General features: G+C 71.4%; 29 protein-coding genes. 12 read left to right on the top strand and 17 right to left on the bottom strand.

Annotated elements, in window-relative coordinates:
- Positions 1 to 855 carry a type 1 glutamine amidotransferase domain-containing protein gene (locus OG371_RS41840; protein ID WP_329062388.1) on the top strand — a complete coding sequence of 285 codons (855 nt, stop codon included), beginning with the start codon at positions 1 to 3 and terminating at the stop codon, positions 853 to 855.
- 87 nt (positions 856 to 942) lie between these two features.
- On the top strand, positions 943 to 2,733 hold the full coding sequence (locus tag OG371_RS41835; RefSeq protein WP_329062386.1) for a serine/threonine-protein kinase: 1,791 nt from the start codon (positions 943 to 945) through the stop codon (positions 2,731 to 2,733).
- A gap of 4 nt (positions 2,734 to 2,737) precedes the next feature.
- On the opposite strand, the gene OG371_RS41830 is transcribed toward OG371_RS41835, so the two are convergent.
- Positions 2,738 to 3,100: a winged helix-turn-helix transcriptional regulator gene (locus OG371_RS41830; RefSeq protein WP_329062384.1), complete on the bottom strand. Its 363-nt coding sequence runs from the start codon at positions 3,098 to 3,100 to the stop codon at positions 2,738 to 2,740.
- Positions 3,101 to 3,198: 98 nt separating this feature from the next.
- Between OG371_RS41830 and OG371_RS41825 the strand changes: the two genes are divergently transcribed.
- A complete protein-coding gene (locus OG371_RS41825; RefSeq protein WP_329062382.1) occupies positions 3,199 to 4,083 on the top strand; it encodes an alpha/beta fold hydrolase in 885 nt (294 codons plus the stop codon).
- A 203-nt stretch (positions 4,084 to 4,286) separates the two neighbouring features.
- The gene (gene mptB / locus OG371_RS41820; RefSeq protein ID WP_329062380.1) at positions 4,287 to 5,723 is read left to right on the top strand and encodes a polyprenol phosphomannose-dependent alpha 1,6 mannosyltransferase MptB; all 1,437 of its coding nucleotides are present in this window, start codon (positions 4,287 to 4,289) and stop codon (positions 5,721 to 5,723) included.
- Between the two features lie 15 nt (positions 5,724 to 5,738).
- Here mptB and OG371_RS41815 read toward each other — a convergent pair whose 3' ends face one another.
- On the bottom strand, positions 5,739 to 6,590 hold the full coding sequence (locus OG371_RS41815) for a LysR family transcriptional regulator (RefSeq protein WP_329062378.1): 852 nt from the start codon (positions 6,588 to 6,590) through the stop codon (positions 5,739 to 5,741).
- A gap of 90 nt (positions 6,591 to 6,680) precedes the next feature.
- Between OG371_RS41815 and OG371_RS41810 the strand changes: the two genes are divergently transcribed.
- The gene (locus tag OG371_RS41810; protein ID WP_329062376.1) at positions 6,681 to 7,445 is read left to right on the top strand and encodes an SDR family oxidoreductase; all 765 of its coding nucleotides are present in this window, start codon (positions 6,681 to 6,683) and stop codon (positions 7,443 to 7,445) included.
- A gap of 67 nt (positions 7,446 to 7,512) precedes the next feature.
- On the opposite strand, the gene OG371_RS41805 is transcribed toward OG371_RS41810, so the two are convergent.
- The 3 genes from OG371_RS41805 to OG371_RS41795 all read right to left on the bottom strand — a co-directional run bounded on the left by OG371_RS41805 (position 7,513) and on the right by OG371_RS41795 (position 9,752).
- Positions 7,513 to 8,199 carry a DUF4232 domain-containing protein gene (locus tag OG371_RS41805; protein ID WP_329062374.1) on the bottom strand — a complete coding sequence of 229 codons (687 nt, stop codon included), beginning with the start codon at positions 8,197 to 8,199 and terminating at the stop codon, positions 7,513 to 7,515.
- Between the two features lie 92 nt (positions 8,200 to 8,291).
- Entirely contained in the window at positions 8,292 to 8,789 is a 498-nt protein-coding gene (locus tag OG371_RS41800; RefSeq protein ID WP_329062372.1) for a DUF4232 domain-containing protein, read from the bottom strand.
- 192 nt (positions 8,790 to 8,981) lie between these two features.
- Entirely contained in the window at positions 8,982 to 9,752 is a 771-nt protein-coding gene (locus tag OG371_RS41795; protein ID WP_329062370.1) for an AraC family transcriptional regulator, read from the bottom strand.
- 92 nt (positions 9,753 to 9,844) lie between these two features.
- Here OG371_RS41795 and OG371_RS41790 point away from each other — a divergent pair, with 92 nt between their 5' ends.
- Positions 9,845 to 10,603, top strand: a complete 759-nt coding sequence (locus OG371_RS41790; RefSeq protein ID WP_329062369.1) for a sulfite exporter TauE/SafE family protein — start codon at positions 9,845 to 9,847, stop codon at positions 10,601 to 10,603.
- 170 nt (positions 10,604 to 10,773) lie between these two features.
- Here OG371_RS41790 and OG371_RS41785 read toward each other — a convergent pair whose 3' ends face one another.
- Together OG371_RS41785 and OG371_RS41780 are read right to left on the bottom strand one after the other, a co-directional pair.
- The gene (locus tag OG371_RS41785; protein ID WP_329062367.1) at positions 10,774 to 11,208 is read right to left on the bottom strand and encodes a nitroreductase/quinone reductase family protein; all 435 of its coding nucleotides are present in this window, start codon (positions 11,206 to 11,208) and stop codon (positions 10,774 to 10,776) included.
- A 41-nt stretch (positions 11,209 to 11,249) separates the two neighbouring features.
- Positions 11,250 to 12,125: an alpha/beta hydrolase family esterase gene (locus OG371_RS41780; protein ID WP_329062365.1), complete on the bottom strand. Its 876-nt coding sequence runs from the start codon at positions 12,123 to 12,125 to the stop codon at positions 11,250 to 11,252.
- A gap of 74 nt (positions 12,126 to 12,199) precedes the next feature.
- Between OG371_RS41780 and OG371_RS41775 the strand changes: the two genes are divergently transcribed.
- The gene (locus OG371_RS41775) at positions 12,200 to 12,790 is read left to right on the top strand and encodes a TetR/AcrR family transcriptional regulator (protein ID WP_329062363.1); all 591 of its coding nucleotides are present in this window, start codon (positions 12,200 to 12,202) and stop codon (positions 12,788 to 12,790) included.
- Positions 12,791 to 12,939: 149 nt separating this feature from the next.
- On the top strand, positions 12,940 to 13,641 hold the full coding sequence (locus OG371_RS41770; protein ID WP_329062361.1) for a DJ-1/PfpI family protein: 702 nt from the start codon (positions 12,940 to 12,942) through the stop codon (positions 13,639 to 13,641).
- A gap of 28 nt (positions 13,642 to 13,669) precedes the next feature.
- Here the strand turns inward: OG371_RS41770 and OG371_RS41765 are convergent, their stop codons facing one another.
- Complete coding sequence (locus OG371_RS41765; RefSeq protein ID WP_329062359.1) at positions 13,670 to 14,266, bottom strand: hypothetical protein; 597 nt, start codon at positions 14,264 to 14,266, stop codon at positions 13,670 to 13,672.
- Between the two features lie 115 nt (positions 14,267 to 14,381).
- Here OG371_RS41765 and OG371_RS41760 point away from each other — a divergent pair, with 115 nt between their 5' ends.
- Entirely contained in the window at positions 14,382 to 15,119 is a 738-nt protein-coding gene (locus OG371_RS41760) for a VIT1/CCC1 transporter family protein (protein ID WP_329062357.1), read from the top strand.
- A 9-nt stretch (positions 15,120 to 15,128) separates the two neighbouring features.
- Here the strand turns inward: OG371_RS41760 and OG371_RS41755 are convergent, their stop codons facing one another.
- Complete coding sequence (locus tag OG371_RS41755) at positions 15,129 to 16,028, bottom strand: hypothetical protein (protein ID WP_329062356.1); 900 nt, start codon at positions 16,026 to 16,028, stop codon at positions 15,129 to 15,131.
- A gap of 186 nt (positions 16,029 to 16,214) precedes the next feature.
- Between OG371_RS41755 and OG371_RS41750 the strand changes: the two genes are divergently transcribed.
- The 3 genes from OG371_RS41750 (at position 16,215) to OG371_RS41740 (ending at position 17,584) form a co-directional block, all read left to right on the top strand.
- Positions 16,215 to 16,535, top strand: coding sequence for a PadR family transcriptional regulator (locus OG371_RS41750; RefSeq protein ID WP_245787564.1), 321 nt, complete (start codon positions 16,215 to 16,217; stop codon positions 16,533 to 16,535).
- Entirely contained in the window at positions 16,532 to 17,164 is a 633-nt protein-coding gene (locus OG371_RS41745; protein WP_329062351.1) for an HAAS signaling domain-containing protein, read from the top strand. The genes OG371_RS41750 and OG371_RS41745 overlap by 4 nt, the downstream gene beginning before the upstream one ends.
- 189 nt (positions 17,165 to 17,353) lie before the next feature.
- Positions 17,354 to 17,584 carry a PspC domain-containing protein gene (locus tag OG371_RS41740; RefSeq protein WP_329062349.1) on the top strand — a complete coding sequence of 77 codons (231 nt, stop codon included), beginning with the start codon at positions 17,354 to 17,356 and terminating at the stop codon, positions 17,582 to 17,584.
- Positions 17,585 to 17,588: 4 nt separating this feature from the next.
- On the opposite strand, the gene OG371_RS41735 is transcribed toward OG371_RS41740, so the two are convergent.
- The 8 genes from OG371_RS41735 to OG371_RS41700 all read right to left on the bottom strand — a co-directional run bounded on the left by OG371_RS41735 (position 17,589) and on the right by OG371_RS41700 (position 24,962).
- On the bottom strand, positions 17,589 to 18,473 hold the full coding sequence (locus OG371_RS41735) for a helix-turn-helix transcriptional regulator (RefSeq protein WP_329062347.1): 885 nt from the start codon (positions 18,471 to 18,473) through the stop codon (positions 17,589 to 17,591).
- A gap of 14 nt (positions 18,474 to 18,487) precedes the next feature.
- Positions 18,488 to 19,120, bottom strand: a complete 633-nt coding sequence (locus OG371_RS41730; RefSeq protein ID WP_329062345.1) for a TetR/AcrR family transcriptional regulator — start codon at positions 19,118 to 19,120, stop codon at positions 18,488 to 18,490.
- Positions 19,121 to 19,367: 247 nt separating this feature from the next.
- A complete protein-coding gene (locus tag OG371_RS41725; RefSeq protein ID WP_329062343.1) occupies positions 19,368 to 20,618 on the bottom strand; it encodes a carotenoid oxygenase family protein in 1,251 nt (416 codons plus the stop codon).
- On the bottom strand, positions 20,615 to 21,004 hold the full coding sequence (locus tag OG371_RS41720) for a hypothetical protein (RefSeq protein ID WP_329062341.1): 390 nt from the start codon (positions 21,002 to 21,004) through the stop codon (positions 20,615 to 20,617). The genes OG371_RS41725 and OG371_RS41720 overlap by 4 nt, the downstream gene beginning before the upstream one ends.
- A 119-nt stretch (positions 21,005 to 21,123) precedes the next feature.
- Entirely contained in the window at positions 21,124 to 22,338 is a 1,215-nt protein-coding gene (locus OG371_RS41715; RefSeq protein WP_329062338.1) for an SGNH/GDSL hydrolase family protein, read from the bottom strand.
- A gap of 25 nt (positions 22,339 to 22,363) precedes the next feature.
- On the bottom strand, positions 22,364 to 23,605 hold the full coding sequence (locus tag OG371_RS41710) for a hypothetical protein (RefSeq protein ID WP_329062336.1): 1,242 nt from the start codon (positions 23,603 to 23,605) through the stop codon (positions 22,364 to 22,366).
- Positions 23,606 to 23,732: 127 nt separating this feature from the next.
- Positions 23,733 to 24,404, bottom strand: coding sequence for an alpha/beta fold hydrolase (locus OG371_RS41705; RefSeq protein WP_329062334.1), 672 nt, complete (start codon positions 24,402 to 24,404; stop codon positions 23,733 to 23,735).
- Positions 24,405 to 24,449: 45 nt separating this feature from the next.
- On the bottom strand, positions 24,450 to 24,962 hold the full coding sequence (locus OG371_RS41700; protein WP_329062332.1) for a formaldehyde-activating enzyme: 513 nt from the start codon (positions 24,960 to 24,962) through the stop codon (positions 24,450 to 24,452).
- Positions 24,963 to 25,005 lie beyond the last annotated feature (43 nt).

Here is a 25,005-nt window from a genome sequence, read left to right as displayed (position 1 = left end):
GTGGCGAATGTGCTGATCCCGGTGCCGGCCCGGGACTCGGACCCGTCGGAGGTCGCGGTCACCTGGCGGGTGCTCACGGGGGCCGGGCACACGGTGCGGTTCGCGACGCCCACAGGTGCGCCGGCCGTCTGCGACGAGCTGATGGTGACCGGCCGCGGGCTCGACCCGTGGGGGCGGGTGCCGGGCCTGCGGCGGCTCGTTGTGCTCGGCCGGGTGCTGCGTGCGGACGCGGTGGCCCGGGCGGCGCACCGTGCGCTGCTTGACGACCCGGCATGGCGGAAACCGTTGGCGTGGCAGGAAATCACGCTCGACGGCACCGAAGCGTTCGACGGGCTGGTCCTGCCGGGCGGGCACCGGGCCCGGGGGATGTGCGAGTACCTGGAGAGCCCGGTGTTGCAGGGGCTGGTCGTCGACGCGTTCCGTCGCGGCCTGCCGGTCGGGGCGATCTGCCACGGGGTCCTGCTGGCCGCGCGCAGCGTCGACCCGGCGACCGGGCGCTCGGTGCTGCACGGCCGCCGGACGACGGCGCTGACCTGGCAGCTGGAGCGCACCGCGTGGCAGGTCGCGCGCCGCAGCCGGTTCTGGGACCCGGACTACTACCGCACCTACCGCGAGGAGCCGGGGCAGCCCGAGGGGTACATGTCCGTGCAGCAGGAGGTGACCCGGGCGCTCGCGGCCCCGGCGGACTTCCTCGACGCCGCGGGCGAATCTGCCCGAAAGACCAGCGGCCGTTCCCGCGATCGCCCTGACGACGACGGCCCGGCCTTCGTCGTCGAGGACGGCGATTACGTCTCGGCCCGCTGGCCCGGCGACGTCCACACGTTCGCCGCGAAGTTCGCCACGCGCCTCGGCTGACGTCCCCAGCACGCCAGTGTGAGCCAGCGCGGTCACGACTCGGCGAATCCCGGTCACCGCGCGTATCCCGGCCGCTATGCTCCCCCGGTGACCGGCCAGGTGATCGCCGAGCGTTATCGGCTGGAGGAGCGGCTCGGCGCCGGGGGGATGGGCGTCGTCTGGCGGGCGACGGACCTGGAGCTGCGGCGGACCGTGGCGCTCAAGCGATCGCTGGACGGCGACACGGGCCAGATCCGCCGGGAGGCGCGGCTCGGCGCGTCGCTGCACCACCCGCACGTCGTGGCCGTGTTCGACTCCGTCGCCGACGGCGACGACCGCTGGCTGGTGATGGAGTACCTGCCGGCCCGCAGCCTGGAAGAGATCGTGCGCGCCGACGGGGTGCTGGCGCCGGAGCGGGCCGCGGCCGTCGGGGCGCAGATCGCCTCGGCGCTGGCCGCGATGCACGCCCGCGACATGGTGCACCGCGACATCACGCCCGGCAACGTCCTGGTCGCCGACGGCGGCACGGCCAAGCTCGCGGACCTCGGCATCTCCCGCTGGGCCGAGGTCACGCTCACCGGCAGCGCGCAGGTCGGCGGCACGGCGGGCTACCTCGCGCCGGAGGTCGCGAACGGCTACGAGGCCGGTTCCGCCGCCGACGTGTTCTCCCTCGGCGCGACGCTGTTCGCCGCCGTCGAGGGCGTTTCCCCTTGGGACAGCGGGGAACGCGGGCCGTTCGCGCAGCTGCGGCGCGCGGCGGACGGCACGCTCGAGCCGGCGCGGAACGCCGGTTCGCTGGCCCCGGTGCTGGAGGCGTTGCTGAGCAGCCGGCCCGCGCAACGGCCGAGCGCGGCGGAAGCGGAGGCGTTGCTGGGCGGCGCGCCCATGCCCGCGGGGAACACGACCACCCGGCGTCGAAAGCCCCGGTCCCGCCGGAAGGCGCTGGCCGCCGGGGTGCTCGTCGCGGTGGTCCTGCTGGTCACCGGGTTCCTGGTGTTCACCCGGGACAGCCCGCCGCCCGCGAACGCCGCCGCGGACCTGGTCGGCGACCCGCACACGGCCGACCCGTGCGCCCTGCTGACGGTGAATTCCCTGAGCCAGTACGGGAAAGTGTTCCTCGAGCCGAACCTCGGCACGTTCGCCCGCTGCGATCTGGACACCACCCTGCCCGCCGGCGGCGGCACGATCGTGACCAGCCTGGAGCTGACGGCGCCCGAGGAGTACCCGGCGGTGCCGCCGGTGGCCGGACGGCTCGGCGAGATCCAGCGCCCCAACGCCGATTCCGGGAAATGCCGGCGCTACTTCGTCCTGCCCGACCTGAAATTGGTCAGCGTCAGCTCGGTCCGCGCCGACGGGGCCGACGCCCCGCAGCTGTGCGCGATGTCGGACGCGGTGGTCGGCGACGCCTACGCGAAGGTGGTCAGCGGCCCGATCGCCCGGCGCGCGCAGGCCTTCCCTCCAGGCTCGCTCGCGCTGATCGACGCCTGCACCCTGGTCGACGACGCGACGCTGCGTCCGGCTGTCGGCCCGGACTACCCGGTCGACCGGTACTTCGGGAACTGGGCCTGCGCCTGGGGCCACGACTCGGAATCGCTGGACCTGTACTACGACCGCCAGTGGCCGCTGGCCACCGACCCGCCGGACGGCCAGACCCGCGCCACCGTCGGCGGCCGCCTCGCGTACGTCGACCCGCACGAGTCCGACGGCAACACCTGCGACGTGACCGTCCGGTACCGCACCTACACGCCGGTGCTGCCTTCCCTCGAGGGCGCGCCGGGCCGGCGTGACGAGGTGGTCCTGGTCGAGTTCACCGACGACGCCGACAAGGGGCGCCTCGACGTCATCTGCGCCCGCGCGCAATCGCTGGCCGCGGTGGTCGCCGCGCGGCTGCCGGCCTGAGCGTTCATCCGGCCGCCGCGTCGATTTCGGCCATGTGCTCCTCGGCCCAGGCGCGGACGGCGGCGAGCGGGGCGTCCAGGGACAGCCCGAGTTCCGTCAGGCGGTAGTGCACGCGGGGCGGGTTGGTGGCTTCGACGCGGCGGGTGAGCAGGCCGTCGGCGGCCATGCTCTGCAACGTCGAGGACAGCATTTTCTGGGATATACCAGGGATCCGGCGGCGTAACTCGGCGAATCCGACCTCGTCCGGCTCGGCCTCGGAGAGCACCTTGACCGCCATGGAGAACCACTTCGTGCCGATCCGGTCGAGCAGGCGGCGGGTCGGGCAGGCCGGGTCGAACAGGTCGCCCCGGCGGGCGGAGGGGGTCACCCGGGGGTCACCACCTTTCGTCGAAGTGCCTTCTTGGCGGGCGTCCTTTGGTTACCTATGTTCATCAGGTAACCAAAGGTAACCACCAAGGAGGTCGCATGTCCACGATCACGGAACACCGGGTCCCGGCGAACGGGCTCGAGGTGAACGTCGCGATCGCCGGGCAGGGGCCGGCCGTCCTGCTGCTGCACGGGTTCCCGCACACCTGGCGGCTGTGGGCGCACGTCATCCCGCGGCTCGCCCGCGACCACCGGGTGATCGCCCCCGACCTGCGCGGGCTCGGCGCGACCAGCCGTCCCAAGCAGGGTTACGACGCGGGCACGCTGGCTGCAGACGCCGAAGCGCTGCTCGACGCGCTGGGGGAGCCGTCCGCCGCGGTCGCCGGGATCGACCTCGGGGCCGCGCCCGCGTTCCTGCTGGCGATGCGCCGCCCCGAGCGGGTGCGGCGGCTGGTGCTGATGGAGGCTGTGCTGGGCGCGCTGCCCGGCGCGGAGGGCTTCGCCGCGCCGTGGTGGTTCGGCTTCCACGCCGTGCCCGGGCTGGCGGAGACCGTCGTGGCCGGGCACGAGGCCGAGTACATCGGCTGGTTCCTGGACATCGGCACCCGCGCCGACGGCGTCCCGCCCGAGGTCCGGGCCTCATTCCTTGAGGCGTACAGCGGATCCGACGCCCTGCGCAGCGCGTTCGGGCACTATCGCGCGTTCCCGGAAACCGGTCGGCAGATCATCGAAGCCGCTGAAGGCGCGCGTTTACGGGTGCCGACCTTGGCCGTCGGCGCGCATCCGGTGGGCGATGCTCTCGAACGGCAGCTCCGGCCGATCGCCGACGACCTCACCGGCCAGGTCATCCCGGACTGCGGCCACCTCGTCCCGCTCGACCGGCCGGACGCCCTGCTCCCGCTGCTCGGCGGCTTCTTCGGCGGGCGCCTCGGCCGATCGGCCGAGGATTCCGGCCGTATTGCCGATCCGGCGGCCCGGGGGTAGCCGCCAGGATTCCGGTATGCCCGTTTCCCCGGTGCGGCCACCCCGGCCGGTGACCACTCAGGACGGTCCACAGGGGAGCGAAAAGGCCTGTTCACGGGTCTTTCGGGCCGCTTTCCGGCCCCGTCGCCCACGTTCCCCGTCCCGCGCGGAGCCCGATTTTTCCTTTTGGTAGCTTCGTTTTTCGTCGAGGGGGAGACCGTTTGATGCAGAACGTCATGCTCGAGCCGGCGCCGGTCGAGGTCAAGGCGCCCGGGCTGCACTGGGCGGGCTTCGCCGGGGTCGCGGTGCTGGTGCTCGCGACCTGGCTGCCGTTGCCCGCTGTGCTCGTGGTGGCGCTGGGCGTGATCGGGATGGCCGCGTTTGTCGTGTCCTGGCTGCTGCTCGGCCGCCGCGCCGCCGACGTTTCCGTGCGAACGCTGTACACGATCACCGGCCTGGTCAGCCTGCCGCTGCTGGCGGCGCGCCCGTTGTTCAGCGGCGACGTCTACAGCTATCTGGCGCAGGGCGTGATCGCGGCCAAGGGGCTCGACCCGTACGCGCTCGGCCCGGCGGCCGCGCTGGGCGCCGCTTCGCCGGTGACCCTCCAGGTCAGCCACTACTGGCAGGACACGCCGGCGCCGTACGGGCCGGCGTTTGTCGGGCTGTCGCGCGGGATCGCGCACCTGGTCGGCGAGAGCGTCGTCGGGACTGTGTTGCTGCACCGGCTCCTCGAACTGATCGGCGTGGTGCTGCTCGCGTGGGCGCTGCCGCGCCTGGCCCGGCGGGCCGGGGTGCCGCCGTCCGTCGCGGTGTGGCTGGGGCTGCTGAACCCGCTGGTGCTGTGGCACGTGGTCGTCGGCGTGCACAACGACGGCCTGATGATCGGGCTGACCGTGGCCGGGCTGGAGCTGGTTTACCTCGGGGCCTCGCGGGTCGGGGTCGCACGGCCCGCGCTGATCGCGGCGGGCGTGGTGCTGGTCAGCGCCGGGGCGAACGTGAAGATCGTGGCCGTCGCGGCGCTGTGCTTCGTCGGGATCGATCTGGCCCGGCGTGCGCGTCCGGCCGGGAAGGTCGCGGTGCTGCTGGGGCTGCCTGCGGGATTCGCGCTGGTCACGGTGGTGATCACGCTCGGCAGCGGGCTGGGCTTCGGCTGGGTCCGGGCGCTGGCCGGGGTCTCCTCCGGCGCGGTGCACAGCTGGCTCGCACCGACCAACGAGCTGGGCTTCCTGGTCGGCGGGATCGGGAAGCTGGCCGGGCTGGACCTCACCGACGGTGCGATCAAGGTGTTCTCGGCCGTCGGCGCGGTGGCCGGCCTGATCGTCGGCGCGCGGCTGTTGTGGCTGACCTACCGCGGGAAGCTGCACCCACTGCTCGGCGCCGGCCTGGCCTTCGCGGCGATGCTCGTGCTGGGCCCGGTCGTGCAGCCGTGGTACCTGCTGTGGATGGTCGCTCTGCTCGCGGTGAGCCTGACGACCGAGCGCACCCGCTGGATCCTCGCCGGGGTCAGCGCGGTGCTCGCGCTGGTGCTGCCACCGGCGGGCGGCGGGGCCGTCGCGCTGGTCGCGGGTTACCTGATCGCCGCCGTGGTGGTGGGCGTGGCGGGGTATGTGCGGCGGGGGAGCTGGCTGCGCTTAGGGCTCGTGAGTGTTTATGACGGTTAGAACCGTCATAAACACTCACGAGCTGTTTTGGCTCCGGGCGATCTCCCGGAAGTCGCCGGCCAGCGGGTTGTGGTCGGTGAAGCGGGTGGCGACGACGACCCGGCAGGGACCGAGGCCCTCGAACGGTATCGTGGCCAGGTCCTCGCGCAGGGTGGGCCGCCGGTCGCCCGCGGGCAGGATCGCGACGCCATGGCCTTCGGCGATCAGTTCGAGCTTGTCTTCGAAGCTGTCGTCGGCGGTGGGCTGGGCCCCGGCGCTCCAGATCGCGGCGGAGCTGGTGCAGGCGACCAGCTCTGTGCCACCGAGGTCGTCCAGCGCCACCGATTCCTTGCCCGCAAAGGGATGTGACGCCGGCACGACCAGCACCCGGGCCTCGTCGTAGAGCGGCTCCACGCGGAAACGGTCCGCCGGGAACGGCAGCGGCAGCCGGGCGACCAGCGCGTCGACGCGGCGCTCCGGCAGCGCGGAGGTGTCCTGCCAGTCCAGGTGCCGGGTGGTGATCTCGGCGCCCGGGTGCCGTCGGCGCAGCTCCCGCACGGCCGGGGTGACGACCAGGTCGCCGACGTATCCGACGGTGAGCGCGCCGGGAGAAGCCGCGGCCCTCGTGGCGAGCGCTGCTTCATGGGCGGTGTCGACCAGATCGTGCGCCCGCGGCAGGAAAATCCGGCCCGCGTCGGTGAGCCGGCTGCCTTGCGGCGTGCGGTCGAACAGCCGCGCGCCCAGCTGGTGCTCCAGCCGCTGGATCTGCCGGCTCAGCGCGGGCTGCGCGAGGTGCAGCGCGGCCGCGGCCCGGCCGAAGTTCAGGTGCTCGGCCACGACCGTGAAGTACCGCACCAGCCGCAGGTCGAGGTCCGGGGTTTCGGGCACGAACCCAGTTTACGCGTCATGCCGCGGCGGCATGACGACCTGCGAAAGCGGTCTTGGACAGCCGTCACGGCGCGTTCTTGACTTGATGGCATGAGTGAAGACCTCAGGACAAACGGCCGGTACACGGGAAAAAGCGTGGTGATCACCGGCGGCAGCAGCGGCATCGGTTTCGAGACCGCGAGGCTGTTCGCCGACGGCGGGGCGCGCGTGCTGATCACCGGGCGCACCCGGGCCACGCTGGACTCCGCGCGCGACAAGCTCGGCGGCAACGCGGTGGCGGTCCTCGGCGACGCCGCGTCGCTGACCGACACAGATGTGTTGGCGGACCGGGTGAAGGCCGAGTTCGGCACGTTCGACGCGCTGTTCGTCAACGCCGGGGTGACCGGCTTCGTACCGTTCGAAGCGATGACCGAAGACCGCTACGACCACCTGCTCGCGGTGAACGCCAAGGGGCCGTACTTCACCGTGCAGAAGCTCGCGCCGTTGCTGAACGCGGGCAGCGGCGTCGTGCTGACCACCTCGGTCGTGAACGTCAAAGGCATTCCGATGGTCAGCGCGTACGCGGCCAGCAAGGCGGCGCTGCGCTCGATGACCCGAAGCCTCGCCCGCGAACTGCTACCGCGGCAGCTCCGGGTCAACGCGCTGAGCCCCGGGCCGATCGACACAGGCATCCTCGAGCGATCGATGCCCGCGGAGGCCGTGGCGCCGATGCAGGCGGAGATGAAGGAGGCCAACCCGATGCTGCGTTTCGGCGATCCGGCCGAAGTCGCCCGCGCGGTCGCGTTCCTCGCGTTCGACGCCACTTACACGACGGGCGCGGAACTTCCGGTGGACGGCGGGGCTTCGCAGCTCTGAAGACCCGGAAAGCGGCGACGGCCGGCGCGTTCAAACGCGCCGGCCGTCAGCTTCAGATCAGGGCAGGTCAGGACGGGTCGGCGAGGATGCCGTTGACGAAGCTGCCCGGGTGGGTGGCGGAGTCCTGGCGCATGACCGTCAGCGAGGACGGCCAGGCGACGGTCAGCGGCTGGGTCTGGCCGGGCGGGATGGTCACCAGCCGGGTCGGCGTCCAGCCGGTGGAGCCGAGGCTGCCGACGGAGCCCGGCGTCTGGGTCAGCACCGTGACGGTCGCGGTCGCCGACTGGCCCGGCTCGACCACGTTCATCGGCACGCCGTTGTCGATGCGCGGCAGGTGGTAGGTGGTGCCGTTCGGGTCGTCCGGGCCGACCAGGTCGACGCCGGGGACGCCGTGCAGCGCGCAGGAATGGGAGGAGGTGTTGGTGTACTTCAGCGGCACGTCGAACTGGCCCGCCGCGTCCTGGTGCTGCGTCGGCGAGCCGAGCGAGGCCGAGAGGTCGGCGGTGGTGCAGCGCGGCGTGCTGTCGGCCGCGGACTTCGGCGCGGTGCCGGACTTCCCTGCGGCGTCAGAGCGTTGCTTCGAGACGTCCGAGACGCCACCGCCGCCCGCACCGCCCACGGCACCGGCCCCCACCGCCGTGTTCGCCGAGTTGGCGGCCGGCTGGCTCGCGCCGGAACCGCAGGCCGCGAGCGCGAACGCCCCCGCGATCGCCGCGGCACCGATGGAAACTCGCTTCACTCCGACGTTGACCATGATTTCTCCTCCTCGAGATGTGCACCGTGGACTGTGCAATGCAGACACGGGGCAGCGGGCTGTTCAGTTCAGATGTCTTTGGGGAGTGCGGTTCAGCTGATGGCGGTGACCTGAACGCCGGTGCCCTTCAGCGGCGCTCCGGCGGGCCAAGCCGCGCTGACCGGCTGGCCGGAAGGCAGCTGGAACGACACGTCGGTGGGCGTGACCGCGTTCGGCAACGCGTCGGCCTGCTGCACGATCCGGGACTCGGCCGGGTGCCCGGCTCGCAGGTTCACCGGCCCGCCGGTGGCGCCGTCCGGCGTCACGGCGACGCCCGCGATCGGCTGCCCGCCGGCGGTGAAGGCCAGCGCGCCCGGCGTGCCTTCGAGCTTGCAGTTCGTGGTCGGCGCGGCGGCGGTGTAGGTGAGCACGTACGCCTCGTGACCCGCGGCGTGCGTCGGGTCGGCCGTGACGCCGACCTGCACATCGGCCGTGCCGCAAGGGGTGTCCGACGGATTGGCGCTGGCGGCCCCGGCACCCAGCAGGAGCCCGCCCGCCACCACGCCGCCGGCCGCCACGGTCGCGGCCACTCGCTTCGTCAGGTTGCCCATCGGGTTCATCTCCTCGGTTCGTTGATCGACTCACCAGAAGAGATGCCCGTGGGGGTGCCGGCGATGCGTCACCGTGAGATCACCCGCAACGGGGCAACCCGGCGGCGCCCCGGACGTCCACACGTACGAGCTACACCGGCCGGATTCGCTTGCACACCACCGAGTCCGGCGCGCTGACCAGTGTGGACAGGCTCAGCGGACCGGGTCGCGGTAGTCCTTCGGCGGGGCCCCGAGCAGCTGGGTGAACATGGTGGAGAACGCTGCCGGGCTTTCGTAGCCGAGCGTCGCCGCGACCTCGGCGACGGGCCGGTCCGCGGCCAGCAGCGGCAGCGCGTGCAGCACACAGGCCCGCCGGCGCCACTGGAGGAAGCTCAATCCGGTTTCCGCGCGGAACAGCCGGTTCAGCGTCCGCTCGCTCAGGTGCAGCCGGGCGGCCCAGCGGGCGGGCGGATCGTGCACGTCCGGCGAACGCGCGAAGGACTCGCAGAGCGCACGCAGCCGTTCGTCACGGGGGAGCGGCAGCTCCAGCGGCAGCGGCAGGCACCGCGAGACTTCGTGCAGCAGCAAGGAGTTCAGTGCCGCGTCGCGGCCGTGGGCCGGGTACTCGGGCTCGATGTCGACGGCCGCCAGCAGCAGCTCCCGCAGCAGCGGCGTCACCTCCACCGCCCGGCAGCGCCGCGGGAACCACGGCACGGCGGACGGTTCGAGGTAGAGGCTGCAGGTGCTGACGTTCAGCATCGTGACGGCGTGGTCGGTGCCCGGCGGGATGAGCACCGCCCGCCGGGTCGGCACGGTCCAGGTCCCGTCCGCGGTCTCCACGCGCATGGACCCGGTGGCGCCGTAGAGGAACTGGGCGCGGCGGTGCCGATGCCGGGGCAGCCGGTGCTCGGGCGGGTAGTCGGTGCTGATCGCCAGCACCGCGCGGTCGAGGCCGTCGACCTGGTCGAGCGGGACATTGCGCACGCGGCCGAGCCTAACCGAGGCCTGTCCGATCCGCGAAAGAACCTGGCGGACTTTCGAATGCGCGCCGGACGCCGGTCTTCTAGGTTCGAGCGGTGCTCACCTCGCTCCTGATCCTGTTCGCCTTCGGCTGCCTTAGCGGCGTCACCACTGTCCTTTTCGGATTCGGCGGCGGTTTCGTGACGGTGCCGGTGATCGCGGCGGTCGTCGGCGGCGGCGACGCGCTGCACGTCGCGGTCGCCACCTCGGCCGTGGTGATGCTCGTGAACTCGGCCGGCGCGACGATCGCCGGGCTGCGGGCCGGACGGGTGCGGCGGGAGTACCTGTGGCCGCTGGCCGTGTTCGTGGGGCTCGGCGCGGTGCTGGGCGCGTTCGCCGCGACCTGGGCGCCGGACGGCCTGCTGCGCCTGCTGTTCGCCGCGTACCTGGTGGTGACGATCCTGGACAGCCTGCTGCGCAAGGGTTTCCTCCGCCCGCCCGAGGACCGCACCCCGCTGGGACCGGTGACGGCGACGGCCGGCGGGCTCGGCATCGGCGCGGTGGCGAGCTTCCTCGGCGTCGGCGGCAGCGTGATGACGGTGCCGCTCCTGCGGCGCAAGGGCCTGCCGATGACCGACGCGGTGGCGCTGGCCAACCCGCTCAGCCTGCCGGTCGCACTGGTCGCGTCCGTGGTCTACGCCTTCACCGGCCCCGGACCGGCGGGTTACGTCGATCCCCTCGCGGCCGCGGCCCTGCTGGCCGGCTCATTGCCGACGATCGCGATCGTCCGGCGGTTCGCCGGGCGCCTGCCGGACCGGGTCCACGCGGTGACGTACGTCGGCCTTCTGGTGGCCGCGCTGGTGGCGGTGCTCTGACGCCCCGTGGCCCGGCCGGGCCGGCGCTGAAAGCGCCCCAACGTGGCGTTCGGTGCTCCAGCCCTGCCCCACCACCACCCTCAACGGAGGCGCTTCGCGCCCAGCTCTAATTCCACGCACCGAACGCCACATTGGGTGCGTTGGGCGCAACCAACGCCACATTGGGGCGGTCAGCTCGCCGGTTCTTCCAGCAGCACAAGCGGAATCTCCCGCGTGGTCTTGGTCTGGTATTCGGCGTAGTTCTTGTGGTCGGCCACGACCAGCGGCCACAGCCGGGCCCGTTCCTCCGCCGTGGCGACCCTGGCGTGCATTCCCCGGGTGGGCTCGCCGCGGTAGCTCACCTCGACCTGGGGGTTGTCGCGGAGGTTGAGGAACCAGGCCGGGTGGATGTCGTCGCCGCCGCGGGAAGCCACGACGACAATCGTGGAGCCCTCCTGGATCGGCGAGGTGAGCATGACCGTGCGCGGCTGGCCCGACTTGCGGCCGATCGTGGTGAGCTTCAGCACGGGCATGTCCGAGACGTGCCACCCGGCCTTGCCGCCGCTGATCTTGAGGATGCCGCGGTGGATGGCGTTCATGGCCTTCACGGTGAAGTCGGTGGGCATGACTTGCTCGGTCCTTTCTGAGCTGGTTGACAGGTGGGTGTTCAGCGGGCCGGGAAACCGAAGAAATCGTTGATCGCCCCGGCGGTGTCGAAGGTGGTGTCGGTCCGGCCCAGGAGGAAACGCGGGCGGGCGGTTTTGGGGCCCGGGATGGTGTGCCCGCCTTCGCGGACGGTGTAGAGGGTCACCGGCTGGTGGCCCGGCTGACGGTACTCGGTGCGGTCCACTTGCGACGGTGGGCTCGCGGGAGTGACCACGGGCGCGGCGGTGATGCCGTTGCGCCGTGCGTAATAGGCGGCGGTGTCCGGTGCGGACAGTCCGAGCCCGCGGGGCCGGAACCGGTACATCTTGGCCATCCCGCCGTCGTACGGGACGATCGGGTCCTGGGTGCCGTGCACGAGCAGCACGGGCAGTGGCTGCTGCCGCGGCGAGTCCGGGGCGAAGTTCTCCGGGACGGACTGGGTCGCCGACAGGATGGCGGCACCGGCCAGGGCCTCGGGGACTTCGTGGATCAGGCGGACGACCAGCTGCCCGCCGTTGGAGAAGCCGACCGCGTGGACCTGCGCGCGGTCGCCGCCGTAACGGCGCTGCAGGAGGTCGATCGCGGCCTTGGCGAAGGCGACGTCGTCGACGCCGTCGGTGCGCGCCGCCGAGGTGTTGGTGATTCTGGCGTCATTCCAATGCTTTTTGTGGCCGTCGAGGTAGGCGACGACGGCCCCGGACTGCGCCCCGATGCGGTCGAAGGTGCCCGCGGTGAACGAGCGGATCGCGGCGGCGGTCTGCATGGAGCCGTGGAAGACCAGGACGATCGGGACCGGGCCCGCGCCGGCGTGCTGGTGGTGCACCACGGTCAGCGTGCGAGTCCGGCCGTCGACCGTGACCGACTCGGGGGTCACGGTGATCTCGGAGGTCGTGCTCATGGCCCCACTGTAGCGCTAATCGGATGAGTTATCCGAATGGACACCCGATCCGGTTCGGCTGGTAGGCTGGAGCCATGAAGGATGTGCCCGCCGGTCCGCAACCCGTGCTCCGCAAGGACGCCGCGCGCAACCGGCGCTGCATCGTGGACGCGGCGCGGGCGTTGGCGCGCAAGGGGAAGCCGATCCAGCTGAACGCGGTCGCCCGGGCGGCCGACGTCGGCGTCGGCACCGTTTACCGCCACTTCCCGAGCCCGGAAGCCCTGGTCGAGGCCGTGGCCATGGACCAGTTCACGTCGCTGCTGCGGCAAGCGGAAGAAGCCGCCGAATCGCCCGATGCCGGGCAGGCGTTGCGGGTGTTCCTGAAGGCGGCGGTCGCCGCTTATCTGCAGGACGACACCTTCGCGGCCGCGGTCATCGACCCCGATCCGGCCACGCCCGACCTCCAGCACCTGCGCGACCGGCTGCAGGAGGGGCTCCGCGGGCTGCTGGCCCGGGCCGCCGCCGACGGCGGGCTCCGCCCCGACCTCACGGCGGCCGACGTGATGGCCCTGCTGTGCGGGATCGGCTTCGCCGTAAGGCATTCTCCCGACCGCGCCGACCCCGGGCTCGCCGATCGTTATCTCGGCACCCTGCTCGACGGCGCGCTCAGCCGGGAAACGCGGTGAGCTTCTCCTTGAGGCGAACCGGAAATCGCCTGGCGAGAACACGTTCACTACTGGCCTGAAGGCCACTGTCGAGCGGCGCGGGTGATCGTTAGCGTGGATTCCGTCCAGCACGGCGCGGGAAAAAACCCGTCGTAGGAAAGGAAATCGCGATGACCGACCCAGTCCGCCCGAAGGTGGCGATGCTGCTCTACCCCGGGCTGACGCCGCTTGACCTGATCGCGCCGCACGCCGCGTTCGCCGCCACGATGGAGACCCATCTGGTGTGGAAGACGGCCGATCCGGTGCTGTCGGACTCCGGCGTGGTCCTGCACCCGACGACAACCTTCGCGGACTGCCCGGCGGATCTCGACGTCCTGTTCGTGCCCGGCGGGCTCGGCCAGGCGCCGGTCGCCGCGGACGAGGAGGTTCTGGAGTTCCTCGCCGACCGCGGCGCGCGGGCCCGGTACGTCACGTCCGTCTGCGGCGGTTCGCTGATCCTGGGCGCGGCCGGGCTGCTGTGCGGCTACCGGGCGACCACGCACTGGAGCGGCATCGAGGCACTCGCGCTGTTCGGCGCGGACTACGCCGAGGGCCGGGTGGTGACCGACCGGAACCGGATCACCGGCGGCGGCGTCACGGCCGGTCTCGACTTCGGCCTCGTCGTGCTCGCGCGGCTGCTGGGGGAGGACGTCGCCAAGATGACCCAGCTGATGCTCGAGTACGCCCCCGCGCCGCCGTTCGACGCCGGCACACCGGAGACTGCCGGGCCGGCGATCACTGCGATGGCCCGGGGCGCCAATTCCCGGGTGAACGAGGAGATGACCGCGGTCGCCGAGCAGCTGGCGGCGAAGGGCTGGGGACGCGCCGCCTGAGCGCCCGCGAGTCCACTGAGGACTCCGGTCAGCCAGGCCGGCCGGGATACTCGTCCGGTGGCAGCTCGTGGATCACGACGTCCGGCTCGGCGACGGGGACACTGTCCGGCGGCTCGGGTCGCTTGCGGAACAGAATCACCAGCGCGACGATCGCGACCACCCCGGCCCCGATCAGCAGCTCCGTGCCCGCGCCGATGCTCGTCCCGATCTGGGGCGGGGTGCTGCCCATGGGCTGCCCGGTGAACAGGGCGATCTCGCTGTAGACGTGGGCGACCATGAACGCCACGGCGGCGGCGACCATACCGCCCCCGAGCACCGCGGTCCGTTCCGTCGCCCGGCGGAACATCGATGCCGCCGCCGCCACGATCGCCACCGCGCCGACCGCGAGCAGCGGCCAGCCGAAATACCGCGGGGTCGGGAACGATGTGTCCCCGAGCGTGATCGACCACGCCGAGATGTGGATGAGGTCTTTGGTGCCGCCGTCCGCGACCGGGTTGACGGTGCACAGGTCGAAAAACGCGCCGGCGATCAGCAGCGCTCCGGCGATGAGCACCAGCACCGCGCCGGGATGGGGCCGCCGGCGAGGGGGCGACGCGGGCACCTCGGCAGATCCGGGTTCAGACATCCGGTGATCATCCCACCCACCCGACGTGCACCGTTCCGGCGGCGTCCGGATAACGGGACCACCCGGCCGGGTCGTCCGGCGGCGGGATCAGCTTGGCCAGGCGAGAATGACGCGCGTGACCGAAGAACAGGACCCGGCCCCGGCCGAGCGCGCCCGCCCGGCCGGCTGGACGCACCGGCATCGCGACGTCTCGGGCGGCTGGCTGCGCCCCACCGTGTTCGGGGCGGTGGACGGGCTGGTCACCAACGCGGCGCTGATCGCGGGCGTCGGCGGTGGCGGCGTCGCCCCGCACACGATCGTGCTGACCGGGTTGGCCGGGCTGGTCGCCGGCGCGTTCTCCATGGGCGCCGGCGAGTACGTGTCGGTCACCAACCAGAACGAGCTGGTGCACGCCGAGGTCGCCCTCGAAGCCGACATGCACGCCCGCTTCCCGCAGCAGGAGCAGGACGAGCTGGTCGAGCGGTTCGCCTCCTACGGCGCCGACGCCGAGACTGCCCGGCGGATGGCCGAGGCCGTCTCGCGCGACCCCGACCAGGCGTTGCGGCTGCACACCCGTGAGGAGCTGGGCGTCGACCCGCAGGATCTGCCTTCCGCGCTGCTGGCCGGCGGGGCGTCGTTCGCCGCGTTCTCCCTCGGCGCGCTCCTGCCGTTGCTGCCGTATCTGTTCGGTGCCAGCACTTTGGTGGTGTCGCTGGTGCTCACCGGGCTGGCGCTGCTGGCCGGCGGCATGGTCGTCGGCAAGCTGACCGGACGGCCCCTGCTGCATTCCGGCCTGCGTCAGCTCATCCTGGGCGCGCTCGCGGTCGCCGTCACCTACGGGATCGGCCAGCTGATCGGCGCCCCGGTCGGCTGATGCGTCCACTCAGCTGTAGGTGATCCCGGGGAAATCGGCGCGGGCCTGATTGAACTGGGCGTCCCAGTCGGCGGGCCAGCCGAACGCCGTGGTGGCCAGCGGTTTGAGGTTCACCCCGGCCGCGCCGCTCATGAAGTGCACGAACTCGCCCCAGTTCAGGTCGCGGGTGAAGTCCGTGCCGTTGTTCGGGAAGTACTGGCCCAGCAGGCCGAAGAACCGGACCATCATCTGCGCGTGGCCGTGGTCGCGCCACAGCGGGTAGAACCAGTCGCGGAACCAGTGCGTGCCCGCGCGCGGGAAGTCGTCGGTGTGGCTGCCGTCCATCATCCGGTCGTAGAAGTCCTGGGCCTCGGCCGTCATGCCGAGCGCGGTGTAGGCGTCGTAGATGTAGAACTCCATCCACTTGCTGTCGCCCCACAGCCCGAACGCGGGGGAGCCGTGCTTGCCCGCGGCGATGGACTCCACGATGTGCCCGGTCTCGTGCGTGGCGACCTCGTACTGCGGGGTCGTCCAGTTGCTCCCGCCGACGTCGCTGACGTTGCGGAAGTCGTGGGAGGCGTCGTAGATCGTCGACGGGTGGCCGCCGGAGTACTTGCCCTCGTGGTGGATCGAGTACAGCCGGTCGGCGGTCATCTTGTTGCCGGAGTTGCCGTACGTGCGCTGGGCGTACTGCCAGAGATCGGTCAAGTACGGCATCAGCCAGTCCTGCGCGCTCTTGTCGACGTCGTTGTCGAAGTACAGCGCGACGGTGTCGTTGAACGCGACGCGCTGCAGGAGCTGGTTGTGCTCGAACCAGTGCTCCTGCCAGGTGGCCGGTGGGTCGGCCGGCGCCGTCGGGCGGGCCTGGGCGGGGGACGGGATGGCCGCGGCCAGTGCCAGGGCGCACACCAGCATCAGGACTCTGCGCATGATCGCCTCGGGGGTTCTCGGGGACAGGGCCTCGGGTGACAGGGCATTGGTCCGAACCATGAATCAGGATATGGGGTTATTTTCCGACTGTCACTGACAGAACGGGACAGATCACCCACCGCCGCGCACGATCTGGCGGCACCAGGTACTATGTGTGGCATGGTAGCTGGCGCGAGCAGGAAGCCGATGACCGAGCTGCGGCGCGGCACCATCGCGTTCTGCGTGCTCGCGCTGCTCGACGAGCGGGAGCGTTACGCGGTGGAGCTGGTCGGCGCGTTGACCGACAGCCAGGCGCTGGCGGCCGGGGCGGGGACGATCTATCCGCTGCTGTCCCGGCTGCGGGAGGACGAGCTGGTGGTCACGACCTGGAAGGAGTCCCCGGCGGGGCCGCCGCGGCGGTACTACCGGCTGACCCCGGCCGGGCGCCGGTCGCTGGAAGCCTTCCGCGGCGAGTGGGCGCAGTTCCGCGACGCGGTCGACCTGCTGCTGACGAAGGGAGCGTCATGAATGCCGAACCGACCACCACGAGCGTGGTGAGGAGTGAGCTGTTGTCCGCCAACGATTTGCTGATCGCCGAGTACCTGGACCGCCTGCGCCGGGCCGCCGCGGGCCTCGCACCCGCCACTCGCGCCGAGCTGCTCGACGACATCGCCGCGCACCTGGCCGAGACGGCCGGCCCGGGCGCGGACGAGGCCCGCACCCGCCAGGTCCTGGACGAGCTGGGCACCCCCGAGGAGATCGCCGCCGCGGCTGCGGCCGAAACCGGGGTCCCGGCCAGTGGTTTGGCTGGTGGTCTGGCTGCTGCGCCGGCTCGCGCGGGTGGCGGGGAGCTGGCCTACGACGTGGGCACGGTGGTGGTGCTGCTGCTCGCCGGGTTCGTGGTCCCCGTGCTGGGCTGGATCGCCGGCGTGGTGATGCTGTGGAACGGCCCGCGCTGGACCACCCGGGAGAAATGGGCGGGCACCCTGCTCTGGCCCGCCGCGATCCTGGTGGCCGGGGCGCTGCTGCTGCTCGGCCACGCCCTGGCTGGCGGCGTGGGGCCGATGGTGTTCCTGCTCGGCGGGTTGATCGAACTGGCCGGTCTGGTGACTGCGTTCACGATCCTGCTGCGGGCCGCGGCCCGGCGCCGCGTCTGATCGGGTGGCCCGGCATCCGGGGCGTGGGCCGGGCTGCTGAAGTTGGGGTTGTGGCTGGGTTCCGGGCTGCGCTCGGATTCGCCGGCGCCGCAAGCTGGAACACCTCCCGGGCCGCCCCATGGCGCCCGGATTCACCTGCACCGCATCGCCAGGCCGTCGGACACAGTCCGGCTCGAGAGAGGATTCCCCATGACTCAACCGGAAAGCCCGAACCCGGCCGTTCCCGCGCGGCGCAAGCTCACCCGCTCCCGCGAGCACTACGTCTTCGGCGGGGTCTGCGGCGGGCTGGCCGAATTCTACGGCTCGACCCCGTACCGGGTGCGGCTGCTGTTCGTGATCTCCTGCATCCTCCCCGGCCCGCAGTTCCTGCTCTACCTGCTGCTGTGGTTCATCATCCCCAACGCCCCCAAACCCCGCTGAACCTTCAGGCCGTCACGAGCCGGGCCGTCGCGCGTGGCGGGTACTCCAGGTCCTTGGTTCCGGCCCAGTCGCCTAGTTGCCGGAGTGCGCGGGCCGCCGACGTGCCGGGTGGCGGGGTGCAGGTGAACAGGGTGACGCCGTCGTCGCAGATCACGTCCAGGGGTTCGAAGGCGAGTTCGATCGCGCCGACCTCCGGGTGCCTCAGGACTTTGGTGCCGCGGCCGGGGCGGCGGACGTCCTGGCGGGACCAGCGCGTGCGGAAGTCCTCACTGAGCAAGGAAAACTCCTCGACCAGGTCGCTCAGGCCGGGGTCGCCGGGGTCCTGCGCGGTCGCCAGGTGCAGGGCGGCCACGGCCTCGTTCGCCATCTCGTCCCAGTCGCCGTAGAACGTGCGCGAGCGGGGGTCCAGGAAGATGAACCGGGCCGAGTTCACCGGGCCGGCCGTGCCGGAGAAAGCCGGGAAGAACAGGGCGCGGGCGAGGGTGTTGGCGCCGATGACGTCGAGATGCCGGGTGCGCACGAACGCCGGCGCGGCGGTGATCGAGTCGAGCACCGATTGGAGTTCGGGGCCGACGGAGTGCACGCGCGGCCGTGGGCGCGAAGCCGGGCCGGCCGCCGCGCGCATCAGCGCGAACAGGTGGGAACGCTCGGTCTTGTCCAGCTGAAGCGCCCGGGCCAGCGCGTTGAGCACGCTGTCGGACACCCCGCCGGCCTGGCCCCGTTCCAGGCGCTTGTAATACGGCACGCTCACGCCGGCCAGCACGGCGACCTCCTCGCGCCGCAGCCCGGGGACCCGCCGCGCGCCGTACGTCGGGAGGCCGGCCTCCGCCGGGCTGATGCGCGCGCGCCGGGCGGTCAGGAAATCCTTGATCTCGGACCGAATATCCATCTGGCTTTCCCGGGTCAGCGTCGGGCGGCGAGGCCGGAGAAGAGCCAGCTGGAAGCCTCGCCGTACAGCGACTCCGGCACCAGGTCCGGGTCCGTGCGGCGCAGCTGCACCAGGCCCTGGAACAACGCCAGCAGCACGGTGGACAGCTCTTCGAACGGCCTTTCACCGCCCTCGCCCCGCTTTTCGGCGCGAGCGGCGAGCACAGCGGTGAGTGCGTCCCGGTTCGCGCGGAACTGCCCGGCCAGGTGCTGCTGGAATTCGGGCCGCCGGATCGCGTACAGCCAGAATTCCGCTTGCAGCAAGGCGAAGTCGGTGTCGTGGTCCGCGACGTCGGCCACCAGCCGGGACATCGCGGACCGGGTCTCGTCCAGGCTGCGGCCCGCGTCGGCGACGATCTCGACGGCCTCGACCAGACGGTGGCGGCTCCGGCTGGCCAGCAGCTCGATGAACACCTCCTCCTTGCTGGAGAAGTGCGAGTACAGGGCGCCGGTCGTGAAGCCGGCCTGCGCGGCGATGTCGTCGACCGAGGCGCCGGCGAAACCCTTGCGCGCGAAGACCTGCGCGGCGGCGTCCAGGAGCTGTGCCCGGGTACGCGCCTTCGTCTCGGCCCGGGTCAGACGCCGGGGTTGCGCTTCTTCGCTACTCACATAGTCGACACTATTCGAATAATGAGCACTATGTCAAACGGGCGAGCAGGCGAAAGCGGGGCCGGTCGCGATGGATGCGACCGGCCCCGCCTCCGACGGTGCGGCTAGGGCGTTTCTGGCAAAGGTTGCGGGTCGCTGTGCGGCGGGCTGGCTCGGTGGAGCGGATGACGCTTTCCCTGCACTGAGTGCAGGGAAAGCGTCATCCGCTACCGGCGGCAGCCGCGAGATCGGCTTTCTCAGACACGCGCTAGGCGTCGGCGATCCAGTTCCCGTGGAAGCCCTCGGGCACGCGGGCGGGCAGCGCCACCGTCGCGGCCGGAGCGGCGGCCGGGTTGGTGGCGTCCAGGATCACCAGGTCGGAGGCGCCGCGGGTGCGGTCGTAGACGTAGGTGATCAGCCACCGCGGGGACGCGAACACGGCCTCGCCGGGGGTCCGGCCCGGCCCGAACTCGTGCACGTCCGCCGAGCCGGTGTGCAGGTCGTAGCGGATCAGCGAGGTGTCCGTGGTGACGTGCCCGTAGCGGACGTCGAGGCCCGCGAGCCGGTCGTCGATCCGCGGGAACTCGCAGTCCCGGTCGTCCACCTGCTCCTCGCGGACGGCGCCGGTGCGGGTGTTGAGCCGCCACCGCCACAGCGTACCCGGCACGCCTTCGTGGCCCTGCCACCACAGGTGCGCGTACCGCACGCCGTACAGCACCACCTCGTCGCCGGCCTCGTGCGCGTTGAGCGTGTGGAAGAGGTAACACGGCTCGATCGGGAACCAGCGGACCGTCCCTTGTGGATCGTCCCGGCGCAGCAGCCCGATCCGGGCCGGGTAGTCCGGGTCCCAGCTGAACGGCATGCCGCGGCCGCCCGGCACGAACACCAGCGGCAGGTCGAGGAACACGACGTGCCGGCTGGTGAGCGCGAAGTCGTGCATCATGGTCGGCCCGCCCACCTCGACTTGGCGGCTCAGCCGCAGCACGCCGTGGGCGTCCGCGCGGTGGTAGGTGAGATACGGCTGCTCCCGCGCGTACCCGAAGAAGTGCAGCTCCCCGGTTTCCGGGCAGATCTTGGGGTGCGCGGTCATCGGGGTGGCGAGCCGGCCGTCGAAATCGTAGGGGCCGACGGTGTCCAGGTCCGTGGTCACCTCGTAGGGAAGCGCGGTTTCGACGAGCGCGAGCGTTTTGCCGGCGTGGTTGACGATGTGGGTGTTGGCCGCCGAATTACGCAGGTCCGGCTTCCCGCCCGGGCCGGGCGGCCGGGGCGCGTCGAAGCTCTCGGTCCGGACCCAGCGGTTGCGGTACCAGGCGGCCCGCCCGTTCTCCAGCCGCACGCCGTGCAGCATGCCGTCGCCGAAGAACCAGTGCTGGGTCGGGGTGCGCGGGTTGGGCCCGTTGCGCAGGTGCCAGCCGTTCAGCTCGGGCGGGATGGCGCCGCTGACCGGCAGGTCGAACGTGGTCAGCTCGTCGGTGACCGGGACGTAGTTCTCCTTGAGGTGGAACGTGGTCTCGGTCATCGCGCCTGGTTTTCGTAGGGGCGGCGGGGTGCGTTGACGGTGAAGAAGAACCGGTGGAACAGGCTCCCGACGAGGATCACGGCCAGGCCGAGCCCGATGGCGACCACCAGCGCCGGGTCGCTGACCGAGTGCGAGGTCCGCAGCGCCTCCTCGACCCCGGCCGCGATCAGGACCAGCGTCGCCTTCGAAGCGATCAGCGGGACCAGGTGGATGGTCACCGGCTTGCTCTTGAGCCGGGCCTTGACCAGGATCATCGCCACGGTGAACACGACGATGGTGCGCAGCGCCTCTTCCCAGGCCGGCCTGCTTTTGTTGAGATACCAGAATCCGCCGATCACCAGTCCGCCGATCAGATAACGGCCGATTTTCATTACGGGATTGTTCATGGCTCTGCCCCTCCGGATGAGTTGAAACCGAACTCTGGTGAAAGGGGAACACGCTTCGGGCGGGGACTGGGAGTCCTTGTCGGAGGGACCCTGGCAGGGTCCCCCTCGACCAGCGGAAATCAGCCGAGGGCGTCGAGCGGGACGACGCCGGCCATCACCTGGTAGCCCGCGTCGCCGGGGTGGAGGTGATCGCCGGAGTCGTACCGTCCCAGCAATCGGTGCGGGTCCGCGGGATCGCGCAGGGCCGCGTCGAAATCGGCCACCGCGTCGAACGTCTTGCTGTCGCGGATCCAGGAATTGACGCTCTCGCGGATTCCCTCGGTCGCGGCGGAATAGGTGTGGAAGCCGTCGAACGGGGTGATGGTGCCGCCGATGACGCGTAATCCGGCCGCGTGCGCGCGGGCCACGATCTTCTGGTCGGCCTGGATCAGTTGATCGGCGGCCTTCACCGTGCTGTCGATGTCGTTGATGCCTTCGAGGTAGATCACCGTGCCGGTGCCCGGCTGCGCCAGGACGTCACGCTGGAGCCGGGCTTCGGCGCTGACGCCGGAGCCGTTGGCGGTGACCCGGTTGCCCGCGATGCCCTCGTTCGCGACACCGAACCGGCCGCACGGCCCCAGCCGGGCCGCCAGGTAGTCCGGCCAGCGGTGGTTGGCGTCCACTGTGGAGTGGAAGCCGTCGGTGATCGAATCGCCGAGCGCGACCACGGTGCGCGCGGGCCGGCTCGGCTGCACCGTGACGGCGTCCAGCCAGAACCAGCGGTCGACCTGGTGGGCGTACCGCGCCGCGGACGGGTCGGCACCGGCGTCCCCGTCCGCGTACCAGCCGTGCTGCTGGGCCCGCAGGTGCCCGGTGACGTCACCGGTGCCGCCGTCCACGTGGATGCTCACGGTCAGGTTTTCCCCGGGCCGCACGGTCAGGTCCACCGGGTCGCTGACCTCCTCGGCCCCGGCCGCGACGGTGGTCGCTTCCGCCCCGCCGAAGCGCACGCGCTGGTTCGAGCCCGCGACCAGGCCGGCCCCGTCCGACTGCGCGCCGGCCCACACGGAGTCGAATCGCACCGCGGTGGTGCCGAAGACGTTCGACAGTCGCAATCGGACGGACGTGCCGCCGATCGAGGTGTGCACCACTTCGCGGATCGTTTTGTCCTGGTACGGGCCGCTGAGCCGGGCCGGTGCCGCGGTCCAGGTGTCGACCGGCCCGGCCGGTGCCGCCGCCCCGCAAGCGTCGGTGGCCGGGGCCGGCGGCGGGCCGGTCGAGCAGGAGGACAGGGCACCGGCGGTGACGAGCAGCAGCGCCGCCGTGCGGAACGCGGTGGAGTGCCGTCGCCGCATACCTGGGTCTCCTTTTCCGGCGGCTCTACGAAGCCGCGCTGATCGTAATCCAGTCGGCCAGATCGGTTTCGGAGGTGCTGCCCACTGTCGCGTTAGGAGGGATGAGCACGGACACCGGCGCGAAGAACGGCCTGCGCGAGGACGGCGGGAACAGCCCGGTCTCCGGGTCGGCCACCGCGTCCGCCGGCTGGTATCCGGCGAAGGTCAGGTACCAGCGCCCGTTGTCCCGGATCACCGCGGGCACCCCGGGCGCGACCACGGTCTTGGCGATGTAGTTCGGCCACTTCGGTTCCTGCGACTGCAGCAGGTACCGGACCTCCGGGTGGTTCGGGGTGCCCCAGACCCCGTTGGGGTCGGGCATGGTCAGCTTCCGGTAGCCGGCCCCGGCGGCGGGCAGGAAGGTGTCCGACCAGGCGAGCCCGATCTTGTAACCCGGAGCGTCGTACTCGCCGGTGGAGTAGGCCATCACGTACTTGCCGTCGACCTGGGTGATGTTCCCGGTTTCGATCAGTTTGAACGTGTTGGGCTGGTTCAGCCCGAAGAACAGCTCGGACCGGAAGTCGCCGGGGGCCAGCAGCACGGTGGGCTTGCCGGGTGCGGGGATGGCCGCGGTGGCCATGGGCTGCGCGACGATCCCGTCCCGCGCGGGCTTGTCGCCCAGCCGTTCACTGTAGACGAGGTAAAGTTTTCCCTTGTCCTGGAAGTACTTCCCGTCGTAGTTCGCCTTGGTGGGCTGGGTGAGGTCGCCGGCCACCAGGGCGTCGGCGATCCAGTCCGTGGGCACCGCGGTGCCCGCGGGCTCCTTGGCGGGACGGCCGTGCACGACCACGGTCCACGCTTTCGCCTGGGGGAAGCGGGGATTGGACACGTAATAGGTGACGGCCAGCTGCCAGGCGCCCGAATCGTCCTGGAAGACGTTGTTGTTGATCCGGTTCCGCGGGGTGGAGCCGGCCAGCTGCGCGGTGAGCGACGGCCCGATCGACACCGTCATCGGGGTGGGCTGGAAGCATTCCTTGGCCGGGGTTCCCGCGCAGCTCAGGAGTTCGCTGGTGGTCCCGGAAAACGTCTGCGGGCCCGGCTTGACCGTGCGGACGGGGTACGGATCGGAGTAGTAGCCCTGGCGCGGCTGCGCGCTCACCTTGGTCATCGGCTGGATGAGCTGGGCCGGGCCGGCCGGGGCCGATTCGGTCGGTGTGGCCGAGCAGGCGGTGGTCAGCCCCAAGGTGGTGACGGTGGTCAGCGCGATTCGCCAGAGCGTACGGCGCACGGTCGGATCCCTTCGCCGGAATTTCGCATGGATATCTCGGTTCGTGCGCCAAGCGGCACGATTTCGGATCCGATGCTAACGGCGGAACGGACGGCGTGGGGGACCCTGTCAAGGTCCCCCGTGAGCTTCATTCCAGGCAGTCACCGATGATCGTGGCGATCCGATCCGGAGCGCTGAGATACGGCGAGTGTCCGGTGTCGACGGTGACGATTTCGGTGCAGCGCCGGGAGAATTCCGTGGCCAGGGCCGGTGGCCAGGTGCGGTCCTGACGCGTCGCGATGTAGAGGGACGGGGTGTGTTTCCACTCGGCGGCGGTCGGGCTCAGCTGGAAGTTGAGCACGGTGTCGGGGCGCAGCAGCTCGACCGCGCGCGCTGCCACGTCGGGCGGGCAATCGGCGTAAAAGAGGCTCGTCGCCGCCGCGGGATCGATCCACGCCTGGGCCCCGTCCCCGGAAAACCGCAGTGCCTGTGCGAATTCCGAGTTGGCGGGTGCCTCGGCGAGCCGTCCGACGGCCGTCTCGTCGACGTCCAGCACCCACCCGGACAGGAAGACCATCCGCCGGACGCCGTGCAGTGCACCGGCCACCGCCCCGCCGAACGAGTGCCCCACGACCACCGGCGGCGCCGCGGCCCGGTCCACGATGTCCTGTACGAGCTTGATGCTTTCCGGCAACGGCAGCAGGCCGATGTCCGGCACGCTCACGTTCCCGGCGATTTCGGTCAGCCGGCTGACCAATGGGGCGTAATGGGCGGGCTGGTGGTAGGAACCGTGGACGAGCACGATCGGGGTGTCCGGCATGGGAGCACCGTAACCGGTGATCGAGAGGAGGGCGAGAACCTCCTTTCAGGGCGCATAAAACGGATGCGTCACCCGGTCTCGGCCGGCGACCAGTTCCGCAGTGAAGTCGTGTCCTTGTGCCGCCTCGCGCACGCCTTTGCGCATCGCCTCGCGCGCGGCGGCCCGGACGGCGTCGCCACTGGTTGCCTCCGGGTTGAGCCAGACCGCGGCGAACACCAGCGTTTCCTGGTCCCCGGCGAGCACCCCGTCGGCGACGGAATCCAGGACGCCCTGGGCGATGCCGACCTGGCAGGCGCCCGACACGAGGTTCACCAGCGCCTCGGTGGGGGATTCCGTTTTGTTCAGCATGATCGTCGGCGGGTGGATCGTCCGGTACGACGGCTGGTCCTCGCCGGCGCACACCAGGATCGGGGTGAACCCGGCCGTGGGGGAGGCGAAGGCGCCGGTCATGGCCGCCGCGGTGGGGGAGCCGCGGCGGGCGAGCACGACGTTGAGGTGGACGCCGTCCGGATTGGTGCCGCCCCACGCTTGCGCGGTGCGGCCGTCGAGGTCGGTCATGGTGAGTCCTTTCCGTGGGCCGCCGACGTGCAGCCGAACGGTT

It is taken from the genome of Amycolatopsis sp. NBC_01480 (assembly GCF_036227205.1).
Taxonomy (GTDB): Bacteria; Actinomycetota; Actinomycetes; order Mycobacteriales; family Pseudonocardiaceae; genus Amycolatopsis.
This window is presented reverse-complemented; position numbering and strand designations above follow the sequence as displayed.